Genomic DNA, 25,525 nt, shown 5'->3' on the forward strand with positions numbered 1-25,525 from the left:
GCATGTTTTCCAGACTCCGCTCCGACATCCAGTGCATCCTTGAACGCGACCCGGCCGCCCGCACCCGCTGGGAGGTGCTGACCTGCTACCCCGGCCTGCATGCGCTGGTGCTGCACCGGCGCGCGCACTGGTGCTGGAGCCACGGCTTCAAATGGCTGGGGCGCTTCATCTCGCACATTTCGCGCTGGCTGACCGGCATCGAGATCCATCCCGGCGCGCAAATCGCCGGCTGCGTGTTCATCGACCACGGCATGGGCGTGGTGATTGGCGAAACCGCTGAAATCGGCGCCGGCTGCACCATCTACCACGGCGTCACGCTGGGCGGCACCTCGCTCTACAAGGGAACCAAGCGCCATCCGACACTCGGCAAAAACGTGGTCGTGGGCGCCGGCGCGCAGGTGCTGGGCGGCTTCACCGTCGGCGACGGCGCGCGCATCGGCTCGAATGCCGTGGTGGTCAAGCCCGTGCCGCCCGGGGCCACGGCCGTGGGCAACCCGGCGCGCATCATCCAGCCCGGCGCTGACTTGAAACGCGAGGAGGCGGCCAGCCAGATGGGCTTTTCAGCCTACGGCGTGACGCAGAGCGACGACCCGTTGAGCCAGGCCTTGCGCGGACTGATTGACAACGCCTCGGGGCAGGAGCACCAGATTTCGCTGCTCTGGCAGGCGATTGAAAAGCTCTCAAGCCCGGCGGCCGCGCCGCACCGCGATTGCGTTCCCAAGGATGCCGCGCTGCAAGAAAACTTCGAGGCCGACCGGCTGAACCAGCTGGTTGGCAAATAGCCGGCGGATGCGCCGGCCATCAAACGCTTGAAATGTTTATTTGGCGGCCGCCGGAGCTGACGCCGCCGCTGCCGCTTTTTCCGCTGCGGCCTTTTGTTTTTCTTCCGGGTTCATCGCCCCGGCGATGGCGCTGCCGGCCATGGTTCCGACCACCGCGCCGACGGCCATCGACCCCATGGTGCCCATCATGCCGGAACCCGCCGCTGCAGGTGCTGCGGCGGCAGGCGCTGCCGCTGCAGGCGTGGCCGCCGGGGCCGGTGCTGCGGCTGCCGGGGCTTTGGCGGGTGCGGGGGCTGACGTGCGCGGTGCGGCTTTCATGCCGCCACCGCCCATGCGCTTGGCATGGGCCAGCGAAGGCAGCGTCAGTGAAGCCACAGCCAGGGCGACGATGGAAAGGCTGGTGCGAAAGGAAGCGTTCATGGAGTCACTCAGGTAAAAAAAACAGACAAAAATGCCAGGCCATGCGGCCCGGCTTTTCCCGCTGCATTCACATTCATGTCGTGCGAATGCAGCGCTGTCGGCTTTTATACCGCGCGAATGGCGTTCTTGGGCCTAAAGGCCTTGCAAACCACCGGGTCGGTTTCCAGGTAAGGTCCGCCGATCAGGTCGATGCAATAAGGCACGGCGGCAAAAATTCCGGGCACCACCGATTCGCCCGCTTCGTTCCTCTGGCCTTCCAGCGTCTCGGCAATCGCCTTGGGCTGGCCGGGCAGGTTCAGGATCAGGCTCTGGCCGCGAATCACCGCGACCTGGCGCGACAGGATGGCGGTGGGAACGAATTTCAGGCTGATCTGGCGCATCTGCTCGCCAAAGCCGGGCATGACCCTGTGCGCCACGGCCAGCGTGGCCTCGGGCGTCACGTCGCGTAGCGCAGGGCCGGTGCCGCCGGTGGTCAGCACCAAGGCGCAGCCGGCATCGACCAATTCGATCAGCGCGCTGCTGATGCCGGCCTGCTCATCGGGAATCAGCCGCTCTTCGAACGTGATCGGGTTGCGCAGGGCGCGCGTCAGCCAGTCCTTCAGGGCGGGCAGGCCCTTGTCCACATAGACGCCGCTTGAAGCCCGGTCGCTGACCGACACGATGCCGATCCTGACCGCGTCGAAACCCTGGCTCATGCCTTGGGTTCCTCGGCCATGGCCAGCTTGACCAGCTGGAAAATCTCGCGGTAGGACTTGCCGTGGCGCGGCGCCTCGCCTGGCGTTTCAGGCTTGGCGATGTCCTTGCGCGCCTGGCGGATCAGCGCGCGCAGCTGCTGGGAATCGGTCGCCGGATAGTCGGTGAGCCACTGGCTGAGCGCATCGTCCGACGCGATCAGCTTGTCGCGCCACTGCTCGGCCAGGTGCAGCGCCAGCGTCAGGTCGGCCGAGCCGTTGGCCTGCTCGTCAATTGCCGCGCGGATCGGCGTCATGTCGAGCGTGCGCATCAGCTTGCCGATGAACTGCATCTGGCGGCGCCGGCCCTCGAAGTTGGTGATGCGCCGCGCTTCCTTGAGCGCGTCGAGCAGCTTGTCGGGCAGGTCCAGCCGCGCCATCAGGTCGGCGCGCAGCGTTAGCAGCGCCTCGCCGAGCGCCTGCTTTTCGTCGGCCTCGGCCTTGAGCTGGGTCTTGCTGGGTGGACCCACTTCTTCGAGGGCAATTTCTTCGGGTTTCACGAACCGGCCGTTGGACCAGTAGCCTTTGATGGCCTTGGGAGTCTTGTTGTTCATAGCGCTTAGTATCATAGCTACATGACCCAAAAAATTTCTTCCCGTCCACCCCGCAGCGTTTCCCGTGCCAAAACCAGCCAGCCCGAAGCCGGTTTCAGCTACCACCGGGACTTTTTTGAAGACCTGGTCGATACCGCCCTGAGCCATGCCAAGAAACTCGGCGCCACCGATGCGGCCGCCGAAGCGTCGGAAGGCTGCGGCCTGTCGGTCAGCGTGCGCAAGGGCGAACTGGAGTCGGTCGAGCGCAACCGCGACAAGTCGCTAGGCATCACGGTTTATGTCGGCAAGAAGCGCGGCAATGCCTCGACCAGCGATTTTTCCAAGGCCGCCATCCAGCAGACCGTGAAGGCCGCCTACGACATCGCCAGTTTCACGGCCGAAGACGAAACGTCAGGACTGCCCGACGAGCAGGATATCGCTACCGAACATCCTGCGTTGGACCTGTTCCACCCGTGGGTCATCACGTCCGAGGAAGCCGCCCATCTGGCCCTGCAGTGCGAAGCCGCCGCCTTCGCCACCTCCCGCCTGATCACCAACAGCGAAGGCGCGGGCGTGTCGGCCCAGCAAAGCCATTTCTTCAGCGCCCACAGCAAAGGTTTTCGCGGCGGCTACGCCAGTTCGCGCCACAGCATTTCGGTGGCGCCGATTGCCGGCAAGGGCAAGCAGATGCAGCGCGACGCCTGGTACAGCTCGATGCGCGACGCCAGCGAACTGGCCCTTCCCGAAGTGGTGGGCCGCTATGCCGCCGAACGCGCGCTGGCCCGCCTGAAAGGCCGCAAGATTCCGACCGTTGAATGCGCGGTGCTGTTCGAGTCGCCGCTGGCCGCCGGCCTGCTGGGCGGCTTTGTGCACGCCGTCAGCGGCGGCGCGCTGTACCGCAAGAGCACCTTCCTGGCCAACAGCCTGGGCAAGCTGGCCTTTCCGAAACACATCGACATCCATGAAGACCCCTACCTCCTCAAGGGCAAGGGCAGTTCGCCGTTCGATGACGAGGGCGTCAAGACCAGCGCCCGCCAGGTGGTCGAATCCGGACGCGTCGCTGGTTACTTTTTAAGCACGTATTCAGCCCGCAAGCTCGGCATGCGCACCACGGGCAACGCTGGCGGCTCGCACAACCTGACGATGAGCAGCCGAAAGACCAAGCCCGGCGATGACCTGGACGCGATGCTGCTCAAGCTGGGAACCGGCCTGTTCGTGACCGAGCTGATGGGGCAGGGCGTGAACTACGTGACCGGCGACTACTCGCGCGGCGCCTCGGGTTATTGGGTCGAAAACGGCGAAATCGCGTTTCCGGTCGAGGAAATCACGATTGCCGGCAACCTGAAAGACATGCTGCTGGGCATCCATGCCGTGGGCGCCGACACCTACAACTACGGTGCCAAGACCGTGGGTTCCATTCTGGTCAACCGGATGAAAGTCGCCGGGTCCTGAGCTTTTCCAAGCCACGGCTGCAGGCCATGCGTCGGCAGTCAAGCACATTCACAAAAAATCATCAGGCCTGTTTTATTCACCCTGAAAAATGTAAGTAAATTGTTACCCTTGTGTTGAGTTCCAGGTAAAGATATGTAACCTGCTGGCTTGCATGTTTTTGTCATTAAGGAAAACCAAATTGGCGTTACAACACACTCTGGCTGCAGGCTTGGCCGCTCTACTCCCGCTTATTGGTTTGGCGCAAGCCAGCCCGGCGCCTGTCCGGACCTTCTACACCTGGCAAGCCGCGCCGACCCTGACAACGGCCGAAGCCTATTTCACCAACCTGCAGAACGGCGCGAGGATTGAAACGCCATTTCGCATCACGTTTGGGCTGACCAGCAACTGGGGGCTTGCCCCGATCAGTGTTCCGCAGGCCGGAAAGAGCGGTCACCATCATCTTTTGATCAACCGTGGGCTTCCCCTGGATTTCAAAAAAGCCTTGCCTTTTGATGACCAATACATCCACTTTGGCAAGGGGCAGATGGAAACGGTCTTGACGCTGGAGCCCGGCACCTACACCTTGCGCCTGCTGTTGGCCGATGACAGGCACCTGCCGCATTTCGTTTACAGCAAGCCTCTGAAGATCACGGTCACGCGAAAAAATAAAGACACCGATCCGCTGACCCTGGTGAGCAAGGGAATCAGTTTTTTGAACATGGCCCCTGATGCCCGTCTCAAGGGGCCGTTCAAAGTCCAGTTTCAGGCTTCAGGCTTCAATGTGGCGCATTTAAGCCAAAAGCAAAAAGACACAGGGCATTTCCGGCTGACAGTGACACCCAAGAGCGGCGACAAGCCGGTAGAAATGGATTTCCCGAACGGCCAGACCGAAATCCAACTGGCACCGCCAGCGGGCGCCTATGTCCTGAAGCTCGATTTAGTGGACAACCTGAATGCAGGAAAAATGCTGGCTGACTCGGTTTCCACAACCGTGCGCGTGGAGTGAATCAAGAAGCCAGCACAGCCTTCACCGCGCTGGACACCTGGCCCATGTCGGCCTTGCCGGCCAGCTGGGCCTTCACCGCGCCCATGACCTTGCCCATGTCGACCGGACCCACGGCGCGCCCCAGTTCGGCAGCCAGCGCAGCAACGATGGCCTTGACCTCGGCCGTGACCTCGTCACCGCTCAGGCGGGCGGGCAGGTAGGCCTGCAGCACCAGCAGCTCGGCCTTTTCCTTGTCGGCCAGGTCCTGGCGTGCGGCTTTTTCAAACGCCTCGATCGAGTCCTTGCGCTGCTTGATCAGCTTGTCCACGATGGCGACGGCCATCACGTCATCGACCACCACGCGCTCGTCCACTTCCTTTTGCTTGATCGCCGACAGCAGCAGGCGGATGGTGCCCAGGCGCTCGCTGTCCTTGGCGCGCATGGCGGTTTTCATGTCTTCGGTGATTTGTTCTTTGAGTGTCATGGCAGGGCTCCTGAAGGGTTGTGAATTTGGGAATGAAACAGCTGGCGCTAGAAAACAAAAAAGCCCGCAGAGCGTCCTCTTGCGGGCTTGAGCTGCCGTGAGGCAAGTACTGATTTAGTACAGCTTCTTGGGCAACTGCATGGCGCGAATGCGCTTGTAGTTGCGCTTGACAGCGGCTGCCTTCTTGCGCTTGCGCTCGGCGGTTGGCTTTTCGTAGAACTCGCGCGCGCGCAAGTCGGTCAGCAGGCCGAGTTTTTCGATGGTGCGCTTGAAGCGGCGCAGCGCGACGTCAAAGGGTTCGTTGTCTTTTACGCGAATGGTGGTCATTGATGAATCGATTCAAAAGATGCACTTTTCATTGATCTGATCAGGATCAGGCCAGGTGCGGGTTTGCTAGCAAAGCCTGCGATTATAGCAGTCTCTGAAATGCCAAATGTCAACGATCATAGCGCCCGCTCAGCCTGCCGCGCCGCCAGCACTGGAGTTGTAGCCGCCCAGCCAGCCGGTCAGTTTTGCCACTTGATCCCAATTTGGGACTAAAATTTACCGATCCGGGTGATCTCAAAGGCAACATTGGTGGAGTTTTGGCTCAGGCATCCGGCGTCAAGACAGGCCTTGCAAGCCTGGTTTGAAGATGCCAGCCACGCCCAGTGGAAGACTTCGCAGGACATCAAGCTCCGGTATGCCAGCGCCAGCTTCGTGGCAGTCAACCGGGTGGTGTTCAATATCAAGGGCAATGATTACCGCCTGTTGGTGGCGGTAGCCTACCGCTTTGCGGCCCTGTACATCAAGTTTGTTGGCACACACGCCCAATACGATGCAATCGACGCTGCCATCGTGGAGAATCAGCCGTGAATAAGCCCGACAGCTATCCTATTCGTCCCATCCGTACCGATGCGGACTACCGCGCCGCACTGGCGCTGGTGGCGCCTTATTTTGATGACGAGCCCGACATTGACAGCGATGCGGGCGCGCATTTCGAGGCCATGCTGACCTTGATCGAAGCTTATGAAGCAAAGCATTACCCGATGAGCCCGCCTGATCCGATAGAGGCGATCTTGTTTTGCATGGAACAGCAGGGGCTCAAGCCCAAAGACCTGGAGCCGATGATTGGACAGCGCAACCGGGTGTACGAGGTGCTGAACCGCAAGCGAAAGCTGACGCTGGCGATGGTGTGGCGCCTGCATGTCGGGCTGGGTATTCCGGCGGAGACTTTGATTCGGCAGCCGGGGTGAGAGGCGTCAGAACTATTGCCGAAAGATCATCAGCGCATCCCGTCATTGAGCAGCATGGCATCTTCGTTGTAAAACAAGCGAAAGCAATCAACCTGGACGTATCAAGCTAATCCCGTCCGTTGGTTTCGCCCGTCAGCATGCTTCTCCAACCATTTGCATCTCTGGCTGTGACAATTTCACCCTCCATCGCCTCAATTAACCCGACAGCTCGGTTGTATCCAAGTTTGAATCTTCTCTGCGCATGTGAAACAGACGGATTTTTGGTTTCGATGACCAATTGTTTTACCGTCTCGTACAGCGGGTCTTGTTTTGCTGGGTGGTTCATTTTGCTTACTGCGGATAGTGGTAGTGAAACTCGTATTCCGAGGAAAACTGTGCATTCACTTTTACGCCGCCAATGTGTTCAAAAATCATGCTTTAGTTAGCCATTCAAGAACTTTTTCGTTGTGGCTTTCTGGAACCCAACGGCCAATGGCTCTCATGACCGATCCACTGAAACCGATCACTTCCTGAAGATGTGGCAACACCTTCTGATTGTCATCCGAAAGTTGGGCCCCAATCGTAAAAAGCTGGGAACTCAATGGATTGCCTTCAACTACAACCAGGGTTGCTTCGGGATTTTTTCGACGGAAGTGAGCGTTCCGATGAAGATGCGCAAGGGAAATTGGCGGCCAGGGTTCATTCATGGGAGCACGATGAATCGCACGAACCACTAAATATCCGATGACGAAACAAGTGCCCTTTGAAATATCCGGCCCCTGAAATCCGGAATAGAAAACCAGATGGTCACCCGCAGTAAGTCGAAGTAACTGTGAGCGCTTTGGCTCGCTGGGCTCGCCATAGGTGAAAGACTCAAACTCTGGGTCGTAGTGTGTGTACCCAGTAGAGCCTGAGTACTTATCCAAAGTGCCGCCATGCCTGCCAGGAAGTTCGGAGTAGGTAACTCCTTTTCCTGAGGATAATTCAGATGACTCGGGTATGGGTACGTATTCAAAAGTGCCATTTGAGAATCGTGGAGATAATGTGCCGCCGCAACCACGATCAATTCCGACGCGAAGAAATAATATTTTCATGGTCGAGTATTTTTATTTATGGCAACTTTTGGTATATGTGGGTTTAATTTGTTTTTCTTCCCATAGACATGGATTGCCGTGAATGCCTTTACCATAATTTTTTGAATGCAAGAAGAAGCAGATATTATTTATTGCAACTTCATCACTTTCATAGCCATAACATGTAGGGTATCCAAGTGGAATTCGGACGCCCATGTTTTCCCATCCGCCTTCGGGTACGAGACAATTTCTTCCAAAATAGTAAAACTTATCAGCGATAAGTACATTTTCCCCACCTGTGTCGTGGTTCATTTCCTGCAGACTATGACTACCGTTCGGTAGTTGTTGCTGATTGCCAAGATCATCACAATAATAAATATTATCGCCATAATCTTGTTGAAAATTTTTTAGAGTGTTGATCTGTGGAGATGGTTTTTTGTTTTGGAAATCAGGAGCAAAAAAATACTCATTAAACGACAGAATTTCACCAATCCGCATCACATAAATTAGACCTTGACTATTAATTTTTAATTTACTTGATTTAACTAATGTTTCTGAAGCAAAACCAGCAACCCAATCACCTATTTTTTTGGTTCGACGAATACCTGGCTTGCAGGTTGCTAAGGTAAGTGTTTTGTAAAAAGGGTTAGGAGCAAATCCAGTATCATGTGTCATCAAATAAGAAAAAAGTCTTGGCATTTTTATTGTGTCCTTGATTGAATTTAAAAATATCTTGAGTAATTCTCAAGTTTGGTTTCGCATGATTTTTTTAATCGAATCCCCAAACCCTAGCAGCCACCAGTCCAGCATATCCGACTCCACCACCGTGGCCGTAATCTCATAGGTGTCGTCCAGTACCACCACCTGCTGGTCGGTGGACAGCGGGCATTCAACGATGTGCAGTCCGGCTGCTTTCTTTATCTGGAAACTCAGGCGAATCTTCGTGCCATCGCCATAACCAAAGCGGCCATCGTCATCAAATTGCTTCAGGTTGAAATCATTGGGGCGCTCAAAAGTCAGCGTGGACGCCTGGGCTGAAATAAAGCGGTGCAGCGCCAGGCAGCGTTCATTGTCATAACCATCAAACCGGCAAATCAGGTACATGCGCGGCCCTTGCTGCGCTAAACCCAGCGGCATGACTTTGGCGGTTTTTCTGTCACCCTCGGCATTTTTATAGTCCACCTCCAGCCATTGGTTGCCGTAAAGCGCGTTGCTGACCTGCTCGAAGACCTCGGGATTGATTTTGGGTGGCAGCAGTGGCTGGCTGGTGCTGACCACGCGCACTTTGTTCAGCCATTCGCGCTCGCGCTGGGGCGTGCCCTGGTCTCCCAACTGGCTGCGCGCCTGGTTGAAAAAGCCATCCATGGATTTCATTAGCCGGACCGGCAGCAGGCTGCCCAATTGCTGCTCGGCCAGCGTGAGGAGCAGGGATTCCTGGGGGCTCAGCCGCATGGACCAGCCTTTTACGCTCGTTTTCTCGGAGTAGCGGTAGGGATTGCTTCTTTCATCACGTTCGATGGCGCCGAACTCGGACAGGGTTTGCAGCAGGCGCTGGAGGGTTCGCGGCTCCCGCTCGAAACCGGCTTCGCGCAGTTGCAGGCGCAGTTAGGTTGCGGTGACGGTGCCGCGCCTGGGAATGCGGCGCAGCAGTTCAAGTGAAAGCTGGAGTGTTTCCAGTGAATCCGGGCGTTTGGGCATGACTCAAGGCTTCATGTCACAGTGCATTTTTCTCAATCCACCGCCCAGCCCGCTTGTAGCAAGGCATCAATCCCATCAAACACGTAGTCACCGCAGCCTGTTTTGGAACGCAATACCAGGCGGTCATTGCATAAATCCTCCAAAGTTGCAGAGGCATAGCCCAGCGTGGAATGCTTGAAGTGCAGGCGCCCATCGGGCGTCAACGGCATTTCCTCAATGGCTTGTCGGGTTTGCTGCTGCAGGCTGTCGGACCAGGGGGAGGCGGGGTGGTTTGTCATGGCGGGTGGGGTTGGGTGATTCACCTCATTGTCATCCGGCATGCGTCGCGTTGTGTCGCAGGGCCATGCACACTTGGAGCCTTCGATCAACACAGGGAGGTTCGCATGGATTTCATCGAGGTCTATTACTCACCCCAGCAGGTTTCCTGTCCAGAAAGTTCTTCCCCCAGCCCGCGCAAACCGGCCTGGGTGGTGGCGGACTGGATGGCGCAGGGCTTGCCCGTGCGCATCGTCGAGCCCGTCCCGACTAGATGCGAGCAGATGGCGCTGGCCCATGCGCCCGGTTACGTGGAGGGGATTTTGAGTTGCCGGCTGATGAACGGCTTTCGGGGCCGTCAGCAGGATGTGGCGGACTCGCTGCCCTGGACCTGCGGCTCATTTCTGTCGGCCGCCCGTGGTGCGCTGAACAATGGTCTGGTCGCCTGTTCCCCGACCTCGGGGTTTCATCATGCGGGCTACGAATCGGGCTATGGCTACTGCACTTTCAACGGCTTGATGGTCGCAGCCTTGACCCTGAAAGCAGAGGGAAAAGTCCGGCGCGTGGGTATTTTGGACTGCGACCAGCACTACGGCGACGGAACGGCTGAAATCATGCAGGCGCTGAAGATCGACTGGATTCGCCATGTCTCCCGCGAATACGGGAGCGCCGACGATGCCGGGCCGTTTGTCGACGCGCTGCCCGAGGTGGTGCGCAGCTTCGCGGATTGCGACCTGCTGATGTACCAGGCCGGGGCCGACCCGCACATTAACGATCCGCTGGGCGGGTTTCTCACCACGGCGGAGCTGGCGGAGCGCGACCGCATCGTTTTTTCAGCCGCCAAAGCCCTTGGCCTTCCGGTGGTCTGGAATCTGGCCGGGGGCTACCAGGAGCCGCATTCCCGCGTGCTGGAGATTCACCGCAACACGATGGCGGCCGGCGTGGCGCAATATGTTTGAATTTCGCGGCGGCTGTCGGTCATCGCCAAAGCCCTGAACGCGCGCGTCAGGCAATCAGCTCAGCCTGCCGCGCCGCCAGCGCCTGCGCACAGGCAAAACCGCTGGCCCAGGCCCACTGGAAGTTGTAGCCGCCGAGCCAGCCGGTCACATCGACCACTTCGCCGATGAAATACAGGCCGGGCTGTTTCGATTCCATGGTTTGCGATGACAGGTCGCGGGTATCAACGCCGCCGACCGTGACTTCGGCCTTTCGGTAGCCTTCGGAGCCGTTGGGCGTGAGCTGCCAGTCGGCCAGGCGCTGGCCCAAGGTTTGCAGCGCCTTGTCGGTGGCGTCAACGATGGGGCGCTGCAAGGCGGCGTCCTGGCCGACCCAGGCGTCGGCCAGTCGGCCGGGCACCAGGCTGGACAGTTCGTTGGCGATCAGCTTTTTTGAACTGGCCTTGGCGCGCAGCAGCAGCGTGGGCAAATCGGTGCCGGGCGCGAGGTTGATGCGGACCGGCTGGCCTTCGCGCCAGAAGCTCGAAATCTGCAGCACCGCCGGACCGCTCAGGCCCCGGTGGGTGAACAGCAGGTCTTCGGCAAACACCATGGCTTTCTTGCGCTGTTTGGGCGTGGCATCTAGCGGTCCGGTTTCGATCAGCACCGGCAGCGCCAGGCCGGCCAGTTGGGCATAGGGCGCCCAGGCGTCGCCGTCGAAGGTCAGCGGCACCAGCGCGGCTCTCGGTTCAATCAGGCGCAGATTGAATTGCTTCGCGATGCGGTAGCCGAAATCGGTCGCGCCGATTTTCGGAATCGACAGGCCGCCGGTGGCAATCACCACCTGCGGCGCTTCGATCAAACCCCGGTCGCTCTGGATTTGATAGCTGTTGATACCCGCCTGTTCTGCGCAAACCACGCTTTTGATACTGCAAGGCTGCCAGCGCGTGACCTGGCCGTCATCGCATTCGGCCAGCAGCAGGTTGATGATGTCTTCGGCCGAGCGGTCGCAAAACAGCTGGCCCTTGTGCTTTTCGTGAAACGGCACGCCATGGCGCTGCAGCAGCTCGATGAAGTCCTGCGGCGTGTAGCGCGACAGGGCGGAGCGGCAAAAATGCGGGTTGTCGCTCAGGAACTGGGCCGGCGTTGCGTCGCGGTTGGTGAAGTTGCAGCGCCCGCCACCCGAGATGCGGATTTTCTCGGCCACCTTGTCGCTGTGATCGACCAGCAAGACCTTCAGGCCCAACTGGCCCGCCTGGCCCGCGCAAAACAGGCCGGCCGCGCCTGCGCCAATCACGACCACATCGAATTTATAAGTCAAATCAGCCTCTTGCGCAGGAAGGACGGGCGCAGGCAGCTATGAAAAGCATAGCGATCTGGCATGTCCTGTGGCTGCGTCTCATGAAACACGGGAGTGTAGCCGCGCCAGGGCGGATGAGCTGAACCCGGCGTTTCAGGCGCTGCGGCGCACTTCCGGATGCTCGGCGGCTTGCGCCAGCGCGCTGACGACATCGCCGACGACGATGACCGACGGGCTGGCCAGGCCGGACAGCTTGACGTCCGCGAACAGCCGGGCGAGCGTGGTGGCGATGTGGCGCTGGGTCGGCAGCGACGCGTTCTGGATCACCGCGACCGGCGTGTCGGCGGGCAGGCCGCTGAGCAATTCGTTCTGGATGCGCTCGGCGCCGCTGACGCCCATGTAGATCACCAGCGTCAGCCGCGCGCTGTGGGCGGTGGCGGCAAGCAGCCGCCAGTCGGTGCCGGCGTCGCCGGGCTTGGCATGGCCGGTGACGAACACCACGCCGTGCGCATGCTGGCGGTGCGTCAGCGGCACGCCCAGCGAGGTGACCGCCGCCAGGCCGGCGGTGATGCCGTTGACGACCTCGACCCGGATGCCGGCGGCCTGCAGGTGCTCGACCTCTTCGCCGCCCCGGCCAAAGATGAAGGGGTCGCCGCCCTTGAGCCGGACGACGTTTTCGCCTTCGCGGGCGGCCATGACCATGAGCTTTTCGATGAAGGCCTGCGGCGTTGACTTGCAGCCGCCGCGCTTGCCGACATACACGATGCGGGCGCCGGGGGCGGCAAACGCGACGATTTCCTCGCTGACCAGGTCATCGACGAACAGCACGCTGGCCTGCCCGATGGCCTTGACGGCCTTGAGGGTGAGCAGTTCGGGATCGCCTGGACCGGCGCCGACGAGGGTGACTTTGGGATTGTTCATAGTTGCTTGAGCAGTTGCAAGATATGCGCCACCTGCTGCGCAATTGACGGCGGCAGGGGGCTGTCGCCGTCCAGCACCGAACGAATATAGGCTGCCGTGCTGTCGGCGTCGATGGCCTTGGGCAGATCGGGAACCGACGGCAGGGTTCCCTTCACGCCTTCATGCGCCAGCACCTGCTCGCCCTGAATGAAGCCCTGCATCTGCGGCGAGCGGCGCGGGTCGGCCACGCCTTCGCCCTCGGTGCCGCGCAGCAGCAACGCATCGGCCTTGACGAGTTCGAAGGTGGCTGCCATGGACAGCGCGTATTCGGGATGCGTGTAGCTGCTGACGACCAGCGCCTTGCCGGCGACCGGGTTCATCAGCTTGACCAGGCTGTGCGCCGGGTTGCGCAGGCCGACGGCGCGGCGCACGTCGAGCAGGCGTTTGAGCGCCGGGCTGAGCAGTTCGGTGGGCGCAAACGCCACCTCGCCGGCTGCTATGGTTTTGATAGCTGTCAGCGCAGGTGTATCAAGCGCAGCGAGCACTTCGGATGAAAAAACGCGTTTCGATTCGGTGGGTGTTCCATGCACCAGCACGCCGACGCCCTCGCGCGCCAGCAGCAGCGCCAGCAGCGGCGTGAGCACCGGCAGCTTGCGCGCGCCGTTGTAGCTGGGCAGCACCACGATGGGGCCGTCGCTGGCGGGAATCAGGTTCAGGCGCTGGTGAACGGCGTCGAGAAAGCCGGCCATTTCCTCGGGCGTCTCGCCCTTGATGCGCATGGCCAGGCAAAAGCCGCCGATTTCCAGGTCGGTGACGACGCCGTCGAGCACCTGGCCGAGCAGGTCGGCGGACTGTTCGCGCGACAGCGGGCGGGCGCCGTCCTTGCCGCGCCCGATTTCCTTGATGTAGTGGCTGATGCTCATGCGGCGATTGTGCGTGAATCCAGATGACTTGCCGTTATGAGCTTAAGCCACCTGCCGGATCGGAATCACGCTGCGCGGCGTCGCTGGCGTGTCGCTGCGGGCCGAGCGCAGCCTGCGCTTGAGCTCGGGAACGCAGGAGCCGCAGCTGGTGCCGCATTTCAGTGCCTGCTGCAGCGATGCCAGCCGGGCCTCGTCGGTGTCTGCAACTTCAGAACCCAACACCTGCAGGGCCAGGTAGTGGTCGATGGCAGTGTCGGTGACATTCATGCAACTGCACACGACCTGGCCGCGCGACTGCACGGCCACCGGCGCCTTGGCGCCCGGCAACAGCAACAGCCGGCCATAGGCCTGCGCCGGCAGCTCGTCGCGCAGCAGCGTGGTGATCCAGGCCTGGGCGCTGGTGTCGCCGGCCAGCACGAAGCCGGTCAGCTCGGCCTCTTCGTGGGTTCGCGCCAGCCGGATGGTGCGGCGCTGGCCTTTCTTGCGGTCGGCATAGCGCAGGATGTAGGAGCCGTCGAGGCCGAAAATCCGCTCCAGCAGGGCCAGGGTTTCGTCGCCGGGCGCCTCATGGGCCGCAGCGCGGAACAGCAGGCCGCTGCGCTCGGGCTGGGGGCCGGCCAGCGGCTTGTTGTTGGAAAACGGCACGCAGCTGGCAAACGGAAAGGCGGCCAGCAGGGGTTTCAGCTGTTCGTGGGAGGCCAGCGTATCGCCTTCGTCGAACCAGGCCATGGCCAGCAGCGACCAGGGCAGTTCGGCCTTCAGTATCTTGACGGCCGCATGCTTGAGCTCGGGCTGCTTGGAGCTGGGGCAATAGGCCGAGGTGGTGAGGGCATTGACGCCCGCCAGCGGCTGGCCGGTGCTGGACAGGCCGCCCAGGTATTCGCTGCCCCAGTGCATCGCCATGAAGGCCTGGCTGAGCGCGACTTCGCTGGAGGCCTGCACCGGCACGACGATGGAACCGCGCTTGGACGTGACATGCACCAGGTCGCCTTCCTTGAGCAGGCGGCGCGCCATGTCCTGGGCGTTCATCTGCACGCTGGGTTCGGCCACATGCCCGAACAGCCGGCCGATCGTGCCGGTGCGGCTCATGCCGTGCCACTGGTCGCGCAGGCGGCCGGTGGTCAGCGAGAACGGGTAGCGTGATTCGCGCGGCTCGGCCACCGGCCGGTACACGGTGTTGACGAAATTCGCCCTGCCATCGGGCGTCGGGAAAATGCCGTCTTCGTACAGCCTGATTTTTCCCGCCGTTTCGCCTTCACGCATCGGCCATTGCAAGGGTGCCTGCTCCAGCAGGGCATAGCTCATGCCGGTGATGTCCAGGTCGCGGCCGCGTGTCGATTCGCGGTGCTCGTTCCAGAGCGATTCGGCGGTGGGGTAGTTGAACAGGGTATTGCTCCTTCCCCCGTTGGGGGAAGGCTGGGGAGGACGCACGGCGGGAGAAGGCAGCAATGCTTCGAGCCGCCTTGCAAAATCGACCGCAATCGACCAGTCATGCCGCGTCTCGCCGGGCGCCGCCACAGCGGGCAGCACCCGGCTGATGCGGCGTTCGCTGTTGGTCACGGTGCCGGTCTTTTCGCCCCAGGTGGTGGCGGGCAGCAGCAGGTCGGCGTACGTGCAGGTGGCGGTGGTGGCAAAGGCTTCCTGCACGATGACCAGTTCGGCTCGTTCGAGTGCGCGGCGCACCAGCGCCTGGTCGGGCATCGACTGCGCCGGGTTGGTGCAGGCGATCCACAGCGCCTTGATCTCGCCATCGGCGGCGGCCTGGAACATCTCGACGGCGGTCTTGCCCGGCTTTTCGGGCACGCTGGGCACGCCCCAAAGCGCGGCGACTTCGGCGCGGTGCGCAGGGTTGGACAGGTCGCGGTGGCCGCTGAGCAGATTGGCCATGCCGCCGACCTCGCGCCCGCCCATGGCGTTGGGCTGGCCGGTGAGCGAGAACGGCCCGGCGCCGGGCTTGCCGATTTGCGCAGTCGCCAAATGCAAATTGATGAGCGCGGCGTTCTTGGCCGTGCCGCTGCTCGACTGGTTCAGGCCCTGGCAATACAGGCTGAGCGTCGCGCCCGAGGTGGCGAACATTTTGGCGGCGGCGAACAGGTCATCCTTCTTGATGCCGCAGGTCTGCGCCACCAGGTCCGGCGTGCAGTCGCGCACGGTGGTTTTCAGCGCCTCGAAGCCGCTGGTGTGGGCGGCAATCCAGGCCGCATCGGTCCAGCCTTCCCACAGCATGATGTGCAGCATGCCGTTGAACAGCATGACATCGGTGCCGGGCTGCAGCGGCAGGTAGAGGTCGGCGATTTCGGCGGTGTCGGTGCGGCGCGGGTCGCAGTAAATGATTTTCAGTGCCGGGTTGGCGGCTTTTGCATCCTCGATGCGGCGGAACAAAATCGGGTGCGCGTAGGCGGTGTTGCTGCCGGTGATGAACAGGCACTGCGCATGCTTCAGGTCGTCGTAGCAGGCCGGCGGCGAATCGGCGCCCAGCGTCTGCTTGTAGCCGGCGACGGCGCTGCTCATGCACAGGCGCGAGTTGGAGTCGATGTTGTTGGTGCCGATCAGCCCCTTGGCCAGCTTGTTGAAGGCGTAATAGTCTTCGGTCAGCAGTTGCCCGGAAATATAAAAAGCCACGGCGTCGGGGCCGTGCTCGCGGATGATCTGCGCGAAGCTTTCGGCGGCGAAGTCCAGCGCGCTGTCCCAGGACGTGCGCTTGGGCGCCTCAAGCCGGTGCTCGCGCCGCATCGGATGCAGCAGCCGCGTCTGACGCGTGACCGCGCTGGACGCCGTCAGGTGCAGGGTCGAGCCTTTGCTGCACAGCCGGCCGAAATTGGCCGGATGGTCCGGGTCGCCCCTCACGCCGGTGATCTCGTTTCCTTGCGATTCGATGATCACGCCACAGCCGACGCCGCAATAAGGACAGGTTGATCGCGTATCAGGCATGGCGGCTCCAGCAGGCTTCAGTCAAAAAAAGGCGGGTTCAGGCGCTGTGGGGGGTTTGCACATCGTAGGTCGCGTCGCCGATGGCGCCGGCGGACGCGGCGCCCGGGCCGGCTCTGGGCGGCACGAAATCGAGCGCCAGCGTGGCCAGTTCGCCGGCGTCCAGGAACACTTCGCCGGCATCGACCCTGCAGGCAAAGGGGGTCGTGCAGCCTTCGTCCGGCGCGGCGGCCTGGCCGTCGCACAGGCCGATGCTCCAGTTGTGCAGCGGGCAGGCGACGCGGGTGCCGAAGACAATTCCCTGGCTCAGCGGGCCGCCCTTGTGCGGGCAGCGGTCGAGCAGTGCGAACACCTGGTCTTCGCTGTTGCGGAACACGGCCACATCCATGCCCTGCGGGCGCGACACCCGGCGCGAGCCGAGCACGGGAATGTCATTGACCAGGCAGATTTTTTTCCATTCACTCATATCTGTAGCTCCTCATTTATCCAAGAATGCGGGCGTACAGGGTGGTCACCCGGTCCATCGCCTGCAGCAGGTTTTCACTGGTGACAAATACATCCGATGCGGCTTTGGCGCTGTTGATCCGCGCTTTCAGGGCGTTGTCGAAAAACAGCCACTGGCCATCGGCCAGCGCCAGCGTCTGCTTGATTTCCGGCGTGGCTTCGGGCGCGTTGCGCAGCAGCTCCAGCGCTGGAATGAATTCATCCCGGGCCTTGGCCATCTCGCGCAGGCTCGCGGCGCTGTCCACATTCCAGGCATTGGCCAGGTAGAACTGCGCCATGCGCTGCGACAGCATGCGCTGGCGGCCGGCCACATTGACCAGTTTGGCGCCCGGCTTGCCCGATTGCAGTTCGTACAGCCCAGTGCCCTTGTGCGCCAGCGCCAGCACCTTGCCGGCCTGCTCTAACAGGGGCTTGCCCAGGTCTTTTGACGGCGCAGATCCCACCAGCAGGGTTTTGTAGCCCGACCAGGCTGATTCGAGTTGCACGTAGGTATCGCGGGTTTCGCCCGCCGGTGCAAAGGACTTGAGTTCGGTCAGCTGGCGGTCGAACAGTGCTATCGACTGGTCCAGCACGCGGCGCGCGGACTCGACCTCGACGCCCTGGCCCAGGCCCATCCACGCCTTGGCCATGCGCTGCGACAGCATGCGCTGGCGGCCCGCCTTGTTGATCGCGTCGCCCAGGTTGCTGACCTGGGCATGGCTTGCGCCTGCGCTTGCCAGGGCCAGGGTGGCGCCGCAAAAGCTGCGGCGGGTCAATGCATTTTTCATTGGGTGGTCTTCAGGCTGGAATGGCGTTGAACTGGCGCGTATCCACGGCCGCGTCCTTGTGCTCGAACCAGGGGTCGGGCTCACCGTCGAGCGAGAACTGCAGCCGGTCCCACAGCGCTTTTCTGCGCTCGTTGTCTTCGAGCACCTGCTTCTTGACATGCTCCAGCCCGACCCGGTGGATGTAATGCACCGTGCGCTCCAGGTACCAGCCTTCCTCGCGGTAGAGCTGCAAAAACGCGCCGCTGTACTCCATCACTTCCTCGCTGGTCTTGAGCTTGACCAGGAACTGGGCCACCTCGGTCTTGATGCCGCCGTTGCCGCCCACGTACAGCTCCCAGCCCGAGTCCACCCCGACGATGCCGATGTCCTTGATGCCGGCCTCGGCGCAGTTGCGCGGGCAGCCGCTGACCGCCAGCTTGACCTTGTGCGGCGAGTACATGGCCCACAGCGCGCGTTCCAGGTCCTTGCCCATCTGGGTCGAGTCCTGCGTACCAAAGCGGCACCATTCGCTGCCCACGCAGGTCTTCACGGTGCGCAGCGACTTGGCATAGGCAAAGCCGCTGGGCATGCCGATGTCCTTCCAGACATTGGCCAGGTCTTCTTTCTTCACGCCCAGCAGGTCGATGCGCTGGCCGCCCGTGACCTTGACGGTGGGAATGCTGTATTTGTCGGCCGCGTCGGCGATGCGGCGCAACTCGTCGGGCGTGGTGTGGCCGCCCCACATGCGCGGAATCACGCTGTAGGTGCCGTCTTTCTGGATGTTGGCGTGGCTGCGCTCGTTGATGAAGCGGCTTTGCGGGTCGTCCTTCGCTTCCTTGGGCCAGCTGCTGATCAGGTAGTAGTTGATGGCCGGGCGGCAGCTGGCGCAGCCGTTGGGCGTGCGCCACTCCAGGAACTGGTAAACGTCGGCAATCGTCAGCAGCTTGCTGCCCCGGATCGCGTCGCGCACCGCCTGGTGGCCGTGGTCGGTGCAGCCGCACATGGCTTTCAGCTTGGGCGTGGCCGAGTAGTCGCCGCCGGCGGTGAACATGAGGATCTGCTCGACCAGCCCGGTGCATGAGCCGCAGCTGGCGCTGGCCTTGGTGTGCTTGCGCACCTCGTCCAGCGTAAAGAGACCCTTGTCCTTGATGGCCTTGCAGATCGTGCCCTTGTTCACGCCGTTGCAGCCGCAGACCTCGGCGCTGTCAGGCATGGAAGCTGCCTTGTTGTGGCCTTCATGGCCCACGTCGCCGATGTTGGACTCGCCAAACATCAGCTTGTCGCGGATTTCGGCCACGCTGCGGCCGTCGCGCAGCAGCTTGAAGTAGTAGCTGCCATCGACCGTGTCGCCGTACAGGCAGGCGCCGACCAGCTTGTCGTCCTTGATCACCAGCTTTTTGTACACGCCGCCAAACGGGTCGCTCATGATGATTTCTTCGGTGCCCTCGCCACCTGTGAAATTGCCGGCTGAAAACAGGTCGATGCCGGTGACTTTGAGTTTGGTCGAGGTCAGCGAGCCGGTGTAGCGGCCGATGCCGAACATCGCCAGGTGGTTGGCCAGCACCTTGCCTTGCTCGAACAGCGGCGCGACCAGGCCGTAGGCGATGCCCCGGTGCGCGGCGCATTCGCCGACGGCGTAGATGCGCGCGTCGGTGGTGGTCTGCATGGTGTCGCTCACGACGATGCCGCGGTTCACATGCAGGCGCATTGTTTCGGCCAGCCCGGTGTTGGGGCGGATGCCGACGGCCATGCAGACCAGGTCGGCCGGGACCTCTAGGCCGTCCTTGAATTTCACTGCCTTGACGCGGCCGTCCTCGCCGCCGACCAACTCTTGCGTGTTCGCGCCAATCAGGAATTTCATGCCGCGCTCGGCCAGCGACTTTTGCAGCAGCTTGCCGGCCACGTCGTCGAGCTGGCGCTCCATCAGCCAGTCGCCCACATGCACCACGGTCACCTCCATGCCGCGCTTCATCAGGCCGTTGGCCGCTTCCAGGCCCAGCAGCCCGCCGCCGATGACGACGGCGTGCTTGTAGATGACGGCCGCATCGATCATGGCCTGCGTGTCGGCGATGTCGCGGTAGGCGAGCACGCCTTTCAGGTCCTTGCCCGGGATCGGCAGGATGAAGGGGTTGGAGCCGGTCGCCATGATCAGGCGGTCGTATTCGGCGCTGACGGTTTCGCCAGCGGCGTTGGCGGCATGCACCACGCGGCGCACGCGGTCCACGCTGGTCACGGTCCAGCCGGCGTGCAGCGTGATGTGGTTGTCCGTGTACCAGGACCAGTCGTTCAGCACGATTTCATCGAGTGTCTGCTCGCCGGCCAGCACGGGCGAGAGCAGGATGCGGTTGTAGTTGGGATGCGGCTCGGCGCCGAACACCGTGATGTCGTAGAGCTCGGGCGCAATCTTGAGCAGTTCCTCCAGCGCGCGCACGCCGGCCATGCCGTTACCAATCATTACCAGTCTGGATTTTTTCATCATGACACCCGTAGGCAGTTCGCAAAAACAAAAAAGGCGTCCGCACGGTTTGCCAGGGCCTGAAGCCGGCATGTCCGTGGGGACGCCATCGTCCTGTCTGCCCAATCCGCCATTGCACCGGGCATACATGCCGCCAGCATTGGCAGCGGCTTAGTTTATGCAAGGGTTGTGCCATGTCTTTTCATTTTTCCATTTATGAATGAAAAGTATTGTTTGCGCATATCAGATAAGCATATTTAGCTATTAAAAATATAGCTGATAACGAGCGCTGCCAGCGTCCTGCGTGGTGCATCCGCGCCTTGCAATTGTGCGTTGCACCATGCCTGTGGTTGCCGGCGCGGCCGCAGCGGGGAGCGCGCCGGGTTTTCTCCTTGCAGCTTTTGTGCGTTTAACCCGCTTGCAAGAGGCCTGAAAGTTTTCAACATCAAAATCAGCCTTTGCTGCTTGCAGGCCTCTTGCATTGCCTGTGTAAATGGCCCGAAACTCGCATGTGCATGTTCACTGTTTCAAGAGGGAGCTATCTATGACCGCTGTTGCCGACATTCTTAAAGCCAAGGGCGACGCCATCGTCCATTCGATCAGGCCGGACGACTCGGTCTTCGATGCGCTGCAGCGCATGGCCGACAAGGGCATTGGCGCCTTGCTCGTCATGGAAGGCGAGCGGATTGTCGGCATCGTCACCGAGCGCGACTATGCCCGCAAGATTGCCCTCAAGGGACGCACCTCGGCGCTGACGCAGGTGCGCGATGTCATGACCACGTCGGTGATGTTCGTCAAGCCCAGCCAGACCAGCGAGGAGTGCATGGCGCTGATGACCGACAACCGGCTGCGCCACCTGCCTGTCGTCAAGGACGACAAGCTGGTCGGCCTGATTTCAATCGGCGACCTGGTCAAGGACATCATTTCCGAGCAGAAATTCGTCATCGAGCAGCTTGAGCACTACATTTCCGGCCAGCGTATTTAAGCAAGCCCCACCGTCCGGTGCAAACTGCCAACCAGGCTTTTAATCTGATGCTTGTGGTGCACCAAAATTGGGCATGCGACTTGCTTGGCCTTGGTGCATGGCATTCAACATAGACATCGGCTTTGCAACACAGGCAGGGCGCAAGACCCCCAATGAAGATTTTTGCGCCGCCATGCTGCCCGACCCGGGGCAGGAAGGCATGGGCTCCATCGTGGCGATTGCCGATGGCGTGAGCGCCGGCGGCATGGGCCGGGAAGCCGCCCAGACCACGGTCACCAGCCTGGTGCGCGACTACTACGCCACGCCCGAAACCTGGGACACCACCGTGGCGCTGGACCGGATCATCGCCGCCCAGAACGCCTGGCTGGCCAGCATCAACCGGCGCCGCCAGCCGGTCATGGGGCTGACCACGCTGACCGCGCTGGTGCTCTGCGGCCAGTCCTACACGATGGCGCATGTGGGCGATTCGCGGGCCTATCTGCTGCGCGGCGGCGAGATGCTCCAGCTGACCCACGACCACGTGGTCAACCATCCGGATTTCAGGCATCAGTTGCTGCGTTCGGTGGGCGCCGAAGACCATGTGGTGGTGGACTACCTGCAGGGCGAACTGCTGGTGGGCGACGTGTTCGTGCTGGTGACCGACGGGGTGCATGGCGTGCTGAGCGACCGCCGCTTGCAGGTCTTGTCCAGCCTTCAGGCCACCGACAGCGCGCCGCTGGCCAGCCAGAACATCGTCGATGCGGCACTGGCCGCCGGCAGCCAGGACAATGTCACGGCCGTCGTGGTGCGGGTGCTGGGCCTGCTCGACGCCAGCCTGCCCGATGTCAACCGCATGGCCCAGGGCCTGCCGATTCCGCCGCGCCTGATGAAGGTGGGTGAGGTGATCGACGGTTTTTGCGTGACGGCGCTGGTCGCCGACAGCGGCATCAATTTGCTCTACCAGGTGCGCGATGGCGCCAGCCAGGCGCTGTATGCCTTGAAAACGCTGCACCCCGCGCGTGCGCATGACGCGCAGGAGCGCACCATGCTGGCGCATGAAGCCTGGCTGGCCACCCGCATGCAGACCGGCCGCGCGGCGGACCATCTGGTGCATCTTCACGAACGCCTGCCGGGCGCCCGGGAGCGCACCGCCTTTTACCTGCTGTATGACTGGCACACCGGCGAAACGCTGCAGCAGCAGCTGGACCGTGGCCAGAAGTTCACGGTGCAGCAAGCGCTGGCCGCCGCCACCCAGACCGCCCAGGCGCTGGGCCGGCTGCACCGCCAGTGCGTGATTCACCGCGACATCAAGCCGGCCAACCTGCACCAGGGCAAGGACGGCGTGCTGCGGCTGCTGGACCTGGGCGTGGCGCTGAGCGGGCGCGAACCCGAGTCGATGCGCAAGCTGCATGCCGGCACGCCGAGCTTCATCAACCCGGAGCAGTGGGGCTACAGCGCGGTGGCGGCCGTGGGGCAGGAGGAGCTGCCCGATGCGCAAAGCGACCTGTTCGCGCTGGGCGTGACGCTGTACCAGTTGCTGACGGCACGGTTGCCGTATGGCGAGGTGCTGCCTTACCAGTCGGGCCGCTATTACCGCGACCCGGTGCCGCCCAGCCGCATCAGCCCGGAGGTGCCGATCTGGCTGGACCACATCGTGCTGAAAGCAGTGGCGCGCGACAAGCGCAAGCGCTTTGAAACCGCCGAGGAGTTGCTTCTGGCGCTGGAGCGGGGGGCTTCGCGGCCCTTGACGGCGCCGCAGGCGTCTGCCTTGCTGCAGCGCGACCCGACGGCGGTGTGGAAATTGGCGCTGGGGGTGTCGCTGCTGTTCAATTTATTGCTGGTTTATTGGTTACTGTTCTTGCCGAAGTAGGGCGTTCTTGTTGAAAGTGGCCTTTTGCGCAATGTTGTCGTGCTTGGGTAACTACTGAATTCATAGCGCGGCTTTCGCTTCGCGAGCCTGCTGGCCGGGCTACCCCCCGGCCAGCCAAACCAGGCAGGGTAAACAAATAACCAAACAAACCACAAGCGCAGCAGGAAGTCATAACCCAACCAAGCCAGAAAAATCCCGTCAAGCGGTTCGCGCCCGCCCACCCTTCTCAGCCCAGGTCCGCGTCCAGCGCATCTGCATCACCCGCAGCATCACCAGCATCGCCAGCGCCAGCACGGCAAACAGGAAAAATCCCCAGGCATACGTCCCGCCATACTGCTTCGACAAGCCCATCGCGCTCGGCACCAGGCCGCCGCCCAGCGCGCCGATCTCGCCGATCATCGACCCCGCAACAGCCGTCGCCAGCGGCCAGCGCAGCGGCACCAGCTGGAACAGCGCCCCGTTGCCAGCCCCCAGCGCCGCAAAGCACAGCATCACCAGCAGCGTCGTGGCCACCAGCGACGTGCCCGCCAGTCCGCACAGCGTCAGCGTGACCGCCACCGTGACCAGCACCACGCTCAGCGTGTTGATGCCGCCCCAGCGGTCCGAGATCCAGCCGCCGAACACCCGCAGCGCCGCGCCCATGAAGGCCGCCAGCATCGTCAGCTGGCCCGCCTGCACCTTGCTGACCGAAAACTGGTCGTAGTAATAGGTCGGCAAAAACGTTGCCAGGCCGATGAAGCCGCCAAACGTCACCGCATAGATCAGGCTGAAGGCCCAGCCGTCTTTCTCATACAGGCAGGCAATGTGCTGCTTGAAGCTGGCGTGCTTGTCGAGGTCGTCGGGCTCCCTGGCGAACACGATCATCACGACCATCGGAATGCTGATGGCGACAGCGGCAATGCCGTACACCGTGACCCAGCCAAAAGCCTGCGCCAGCGGCGGCGCGATCAGCACCGACACCGCCGTGCCGACGTTGCCGGCCCCCACCAAACCCATCGCCAGGCCCTTGTGACGTGCCGGAAACGAGCCCGAGCCCAGCGACAGCGCCACGCCGAAGCTGGCGCCGGCAATGCCCAGCAGCACGCCCATGGCCAGCAGGTCGTTGAAGCTCTTGACGAAAAAGAAGCCAAACAGCATGGCGACGGCAATCAGGCCCATCTCGACCAGCGTGGCGTTCTTGCGGCCGATGTACTGCGACAGCAGGCCGAGCGGGAAGCGCATCAAGGCGCCGGCAATGATCGGCACCGACAGCATCAGCCCCTTTTGCGCCGGGCTCAGGTTGAAGGTTTCCGAGATGAAGGGCGCCATGGCGCCGTTGAGCACCCAGATGCAGCACGAGAACGCGAAATACAGGAAGGCGGCGAACAGGGTGGGGGAGTGCCCCGATTTAAGGAATGTTCTGAAGAAGTTCACGGGAAGGTGCTTGTGAAAATAGGTGCTTTTGCCAGTTTCGCGGCTGCACGGTGTAGTGCCAAACAAGAAAACTGGTGCCCGCCCAAAGCGGGTGCATCCAGTTTTTTCAGCGCCCGGCTAATCGGGCTGGTGGGCGTTTGACGCGTAAGTTTCTGCGGCTCAGGCCGTCAGTTTTTCCACATGCGCCTGGCGCGTGTACAAAAAGTCGATCACCGCCTTGCGGTAGTGCAGGTACTGCGTGCTTTCGGCCAGTTCGACGCGGTTGCGCGGGCGCGGCAGGTCAACGCTGAGCACCTCGCCAATGGTTGCCGACGGGCCGTTGGTCATCATCACGATCTTGTCGCTCAGCAGCACCGCTTCATCGACATCGTGCGTCACCATGACGACCGTGCTCTGCGTGTTGGCGACGATCTGCAGCAGTTCGTCCTGCAGCTTGGCGCGGGTGAGCGCATCGAGCGCGCCGAAGGGCTCGTCGAGCAGCAGCACTTTCGGCTCCATCGACAGCGCACGGGCAATGCCGACGCGCTGCTTCATGCCGCCCGAGATTTCGCCGGGGCGCTTTTGCGCCGCGGCCGTCAAGCCGACCATCGTCAGCACTGCATCGGTGCGCGCCTTGAGCTGGGCCTTGTTTTCAGTCGCTGCAAACACGCGCTCAACCGCGAGGTACACGTTTTCAAAGCAGGTCAGCCACGGCAGCAGCGAATGGTTCTGGAACACCACCGCGCGCTCCGGGCCGGGGCCGGCGATCTCGCGGTTGGCGCACAGCAGCACGCCCTGCGTGGGCATCGTCAGGCCGGCGATCAGGTTGAGCAGCGTCGATTTGCCGCAGCCCGAATGGCCGATCAGCGCGACGAATTCGCCCTTGGCCACTTTCAGGTTGACGTTTTGCAGCGCGCAGAACGGGCCTTTCTTGGTCTTGAAGGTCTGCTCGACGCCCTGGATGTCGATGTACTGGGGATTGACGGTGGTGTTCATGGTCAT

At 61.9% G+C, this 25,525-nt stretch carries 28 protein-coding genes; 9 read left to right on the forward strand and 19 right to left on the reverse strand.

Annotated elements, in window-relative coordinates; translation table 11 throughout:
- Nucleotides 1-2: 2 nt before the first annotated feature.
- A complete protein-coding gene (cysE, locus tag EC86_RS0103690; protein ID WP_029524343.1) occupies nt 3-782 on the forward strand; it encodes a serine O-acetyltransferase in 780 nt (259 codons plus the stop codon).
- A gap of 36 nt (nt 783-818) precedes the next feature.
- Here cysE and EC86_RS0103695 read toward each other — a convergent pair whose 3' ends face one another.
- The 3 genes from EC86_RS0103695 to yjgA all read right to left on the reverse strand — a co-directional run bounded on the left by EC86_RS0103695 (nt 819) and on the right by yjgA (nt 2,487).
- Nucleotides 819-1,202 (reverse strand): hypothetical protein, encoded by a 384-nt coding sequence (locus EC86_RS0103695; RefSeq protein ID WP_029524344.1) that lies wholly within the window; start codon nt 1,200-1,202, stop codon nt 819-821.
- Nucleotides 1,203-1,306: 104 nt separating this feature from the next.
- On the reverse strand, nt 1,307-1,897 hold the full coding sequence (gene mog, locus EC86_RS0103700; RefSeq protein ID WP_029524345.1) for a molybdopterin adenylyltransferase: 591 nt from the start codon (nt 1,895-1,897) through the stop codon (nt 1,307-1,309).
- Nucleotides 1,894-2,487 (reverse strand): ribosome biogenesis factor YjgA, encoded by a 594-nt coding sequence (yjgA, locus tag EC86_RS0103705; RefSeq protein WP_232229785.1) that lies wholly within the window; start codon nt 2,485-2,487, stop codon nt 1,894-1,896. Before yjgA ends, mog begins: the two co-directional genes overlap by 4 nt.
- A 21-nt stretch (nt 2,488-2,508) precedes the next feature.
- Here yjgA and pmbA point away from each other — a divergent pair, with 21 nt between their 5' ends.
- Together pmbA and EC86_RS0103715 are read left to right on the forward strand one after the other, a co-directional pair.
- Nucleotides 2,509-3,918 carry a metalloprotease PmbA gene (pmbA, locus tag EC86_RS0103710; RefSeq protein ID WP_029524347.1) on the forward strand — a complete coding sequence of 470 codons (1,410 nt, stop codon included), beginning with the start codon at nt 2,509-2,511 and terminating at the stop codon, nt 3,916-3,918.
- A gap of 178 nt (nt 3,919-4,096) precedes the next feature.
- Nucleotides 4,097-4,903: a DUF4399 domain-containing protein gene (locus tag EC86_RS0103715; RefSeq protein WP_029524348.1), complete on the forward strand. Its 807-nt coding sequence runs from the start codon at nt 4,097-4,099 to the stop codon at nt 4,901-4,903.
- 1 nt (nt 4,904) lies between these two features.
- Here the strand turns inward: EC86_RS0103715 and EC86_RS0103720 are convergent, their stop codons facing one another.
- Together EC86_RS0103720 and rpsU are read right to left on the reverse strand one after the other, a co-directional pair.
- Complete coding sequence (locus tag EC86_RS0103720; protein WP_029524349.1) at nt 4,905-5,366, reverse strand: GatB/YqeY domain-containing protein; 462 nt, start codon at nt 5,364-5,366, stop codon at nt 4,905-4,907.
- Nucleotides 5,367-5,480: 114 nt separating this feature from the next.
- The gene (gene rpsU / locus EC86_RS0103725; RefSeq protein WP_011484193.1) at nt 5,481-5,693 is read right to left on the reverse strand and encodes a 30S ribosomal protein S21; all 213 of its coding nucleotides are present in this window, start codon (nt 5,691-5,693) and stop codon (nt 5,481-5,483) included.
- Between the two features lie 222 nt (nt 5,694-5,915).
- On the opposite strand from rpsU, the gene EC86_RS0103730 reads away from it, so the two are divergent.
- Both EC86_RS0103730 and EC86_RS0103735 read left to right on the forward strand, forming a co-directional pair.
- Nucleotides 5,916-6,221, forward strand: a complete 306-nt coding sequence (locus tag EC86_RS0103730) for a type II toxin-antitoxin system HigB family toxin (protein ID WP_029524350.1) — start codon at nt 5,916-5,918, stop codon at nt 6,219-6,221.
- Complete coding sequence (locus EC86_RS0103735; protein ID WP_029524351.1) at nt 6,218-6,601, forward strand: helix-turn-helix domain-containing protein; 384 nt, start codon at nt 6,218-6,220, stop codon at nt 6,599-6,601. Before EC86_RS0103730 ends, EC86_RS0103735 begins: the two co-directional genes overlap by 4 nt.
- 106 nt (nt 6,602-6,707) lie before the next feature.
- Here EC86_RS0103735 and EC86_RS27530 read toward each other — a convergent pair whose 3' ends face one another.
- From EC86_RS27530 to EC86_RS25885, 4 genes are all read right to left on the reverse strand, one after another.
- The gene (locus EC86_RS27530; protein ID WP_084181146.1) at nt 6,708-6,926 is read right to left on the reverse strand and encodes a DNA translocase FtsK; all 219 of its coding nucleotides are present in this window, start codon (nt 6,924-6,926) and stop codon (nt 6,708-6,710) included.
- 85 nt (nt 6,927-7,011) lie between these two features.
- Nucleotides 7,012-7,674 carry an Nmad3 family putative nucleotide modification protein gene (locus EC86_RS28505; RefSeq protein WP_156955209.1) on the reverse strand — a complete coding sequence of 221 codons (663 nt, stop codon included), beginning with the start codon at nt 7,672-7,674 and terminating at the stop codon, nt 7,012-7,014.
- A gap of 12 nt (nt 7,675-7,686) precedes the next feature.
- The gene (locus tag EC86_RS28510) at nt 7,687-8,352 is read right to left on the reverse strand and encodes an Nmad2 family putative nucleotide modification protein (RefSeq protein ID WP_156955210.1); all 666 of its coding nucleotides are present in this window, start codon (nt 8,350-8,352) and stop codon (nt 7,687-7,689) included.
- A gap of 45 nt (nt 8,353-8,397) precedes the next feature.
- On the reverse strand, nt 8,398-9,018 hold the full coding sequence (locus EC86_RS25885; protein WP_232229786.1) for a helix-turn-helix transcriptional regulator: 621 nt from the start codon (nt 9,016-9,018) through the stop codon (nt 8,398-8,400).
- 36 nt (nt 9,019-9,054) lie between these two features.
- Between EC86_RS25885 and EC86_RS29820 the strand changes: the two genes are divergently transcribed.
- Nucleotides 9,055-9,312 carry a hypothetical protein gene (locus EC86_RS29820; protein WP_232229787.1) on the forward strand — a complete coding sequence of 86 codons (258 nt, stop codon included), beginning with the start codon at nt 9,055-9,057 and terminating at the stop codon, nt 9,310-9,312.
- Nucleotides 9,313-9,383: 71 nt separating this feature from the next.
- Here EC86_RS29820 and EC86_RS29435 read toward each other — a convergent pair whose 3' ends face one another.
- Entirely contained in the window at nt 9,384-9,671 is a 288-nt protein-coding gene (locus tag EC86_RS29435) for a hypothetical protein (protein WP_198026753.1), read from the reverse strand.
- Nucleotides 9,672-9,734: 63 nt separating this feature from the next.
- Here EC86_RS29435 and EC86_RS0103765 point away from each other — a divergent pair, with 63 nt between their 5' ends.
- Nucleotides 9,735-10,565 (forward strand): arginase family protein, encoded by an 831-nt coding sequence (locus tag EC86_RS0103765; protein ID WP_051675710.1) that lies wholly within the window; start codon nt 9,735-9,737, stop codon nt 10,563-10,565.
- A 46-nt stretch (nt 10,566-10,611) separates the two neighbouring features.
- Here EC86_RS0103765 and EC86_RS0103770 read toward each other — a convergent pair whose 3' ends face one another.
- The 7 genes from EC86_RS0103770 to nirB all read right to left on the reverse strand — a co-directional run bounded on the left by EC86_RS0103770 (nt 10,612) and on the right by nirB (nt 20,318).
- Complete coding sequence (locus tag EC86_RS0103770; RefSeq protein WP_029524356.1) at nt 10,612-11,862, reverse strand: BaiN/RdsA family NAD(P)/FAD-dependent oxidoreductase; 1,251 nt, start codon at nt 11,860-11,862, stop codon at nt 10,612-10,614.
- Nucleotides 11,863-11,994: 132 nt separating this feature from the next.
- Nucleotides 11,995-12,762 carry a uroporphyrinogen-III C-methyltransferase gene (gene cobA, locus EC86_RS0103775; protein ID WP_029524357.1) on the reverse strand — a complete coding sequence of 256 codons (768 nt, stop codon included), beginning with the start codon at nt 12,760-12,762 and terminating at the stop codon, nt 11,995-11,997.
- A complete protein-coding gene (ybiB, locus tag EC86_RS0103780; RefSeq protein ID WP_029524358.1) occupies nt 12,759-13,664 on the reverse strand; it encodes a DNA-binding protein YbiB in 906 nt (301 codons plus the stop codon). Before ybiB ends, cobA begins: the two co-directional genes overlap by 4 nt.
- Before the next feature lie 42 nt (nt 13,665-13,706).
- Nucleotides 13,707-16,595 carry a nitrate reductase gene (locus EC86_RS0103785; RefSeq protein WP_029524359.1) on the reverse strand — a complete coding sequence of 963 codons (2,889 nt, stop codon included), beginning with the start codon at nt 16,593-16,595 and terminating at the stop codon, nt 13,707-13,709.
- A 37-nt stretch (nt 16,596-16,632) separates the two neighbouring features.
- Nucleotides 16,633-17,058 (reverse strand): nitrite reductase small subunit NirD, encoded by a 426-nt coding sequence (nirD, locus tag EC86_RS0103790; RefSeq protein WP_029524360.1) that lies wholly within the window; start codon nt 17,056-17,058, stop codon nt 16,633-16,635.
- 16 nt (nt 17,059-17,074) lie between these two features.
- A complete protein-coding gene (locus tag EC86_RS0103795) occupies nt 17,075-17,863 on the reverse strand; it encodes a type IV pili methyl-accepting chemotaxis transducer N-terminal domain-containing protein (RefSeq protein ID WP_051675711.1) in 789 nt (262 codons plus the stop codon).
- 10 nt (nt 17,864-17,873) lie between these two features.
- The gene (nirB, locus tag EC86_RS0103800; RefSeq protein ID WP_029524362.1) at nt 17,874-20,318 is read right to left on the reverse strand and encodes a nitrite reductase large subunit NirB; all 2,445 of its coding nucleotides are present in this window, start codon (nt 20,316-20,318) and stop codon (nt 17,874-17,876) included.
- Between the two features lie 523 nt (nt 20,319-20,841).
- Between nirB and EC86_RS0103805 the strand changes: the two genes are divergently transcribed.
- Complete coding sequence (locus EC86_RS0103805; protein WP_029524363.1) at nt 20,842-21,282, forward strand: CBS domain-containing protein; 441 nt, start codon at nt 20,842-20,844, stop codon at nt 21,280-21,282.
- A 97-nt stretch (nt 21,283-21,379) separates the two neighbouring features.
- Nucleotides 21,380-23,131 carry a bifunctional protein-serine/threonine kinase/phosphatase gene (locus EC86_RS0103810; protein WP_029524364.1) on the forward strand — a complete coding sequence of 584 codons (1,752 nt, stop codon included), beginning with the start codon at nt 21,380-21,382 and terminating at the stop codon, nt 23,129-23,131.
- A gap of 198 nt (nt 23,132-23,329) precedes the next feature.
- Here EC86_RS0103810 and EC86_RS0103815 read toward each other — a convergent pair whose 3' ends face one another.
- Nucleotides 23,330-24,544: an MFS transporter gene (locus EC86_RS0103815; RefSeq protein WP_029524365.1), complete on the reverse strand. Its 1,215-nt coding sequence runs from the start codon at nt 24,542-24,544 to the stop codon at nt 23,330-23,332.
- A gap of 159 nt (nt 24,545-24,703) precedes the next feature.
- A complete protein-coding gene (locus EC86_RS0103820) occupies nt 24,704-25,519 on the reverse strand; it encodes an ABC transporter ATP-binding protein (RefSeq protein ID WP_029524366.1) in 816 nt (271 codons plus the stop codon).
- Between the last annotated feature and the right edge of the window lie 6 nt (nt 25,520-25,525).

It is taken from the genome of Polaromonas glacialis, from assembly GCF_000709345.1.
Lineage (GTDB): Bacteria > Pseudomonadota > Gammaproteobacteria > Burkholderiales > Burkholderiaceae_C > Polaromonas > Polaromonas glacialis.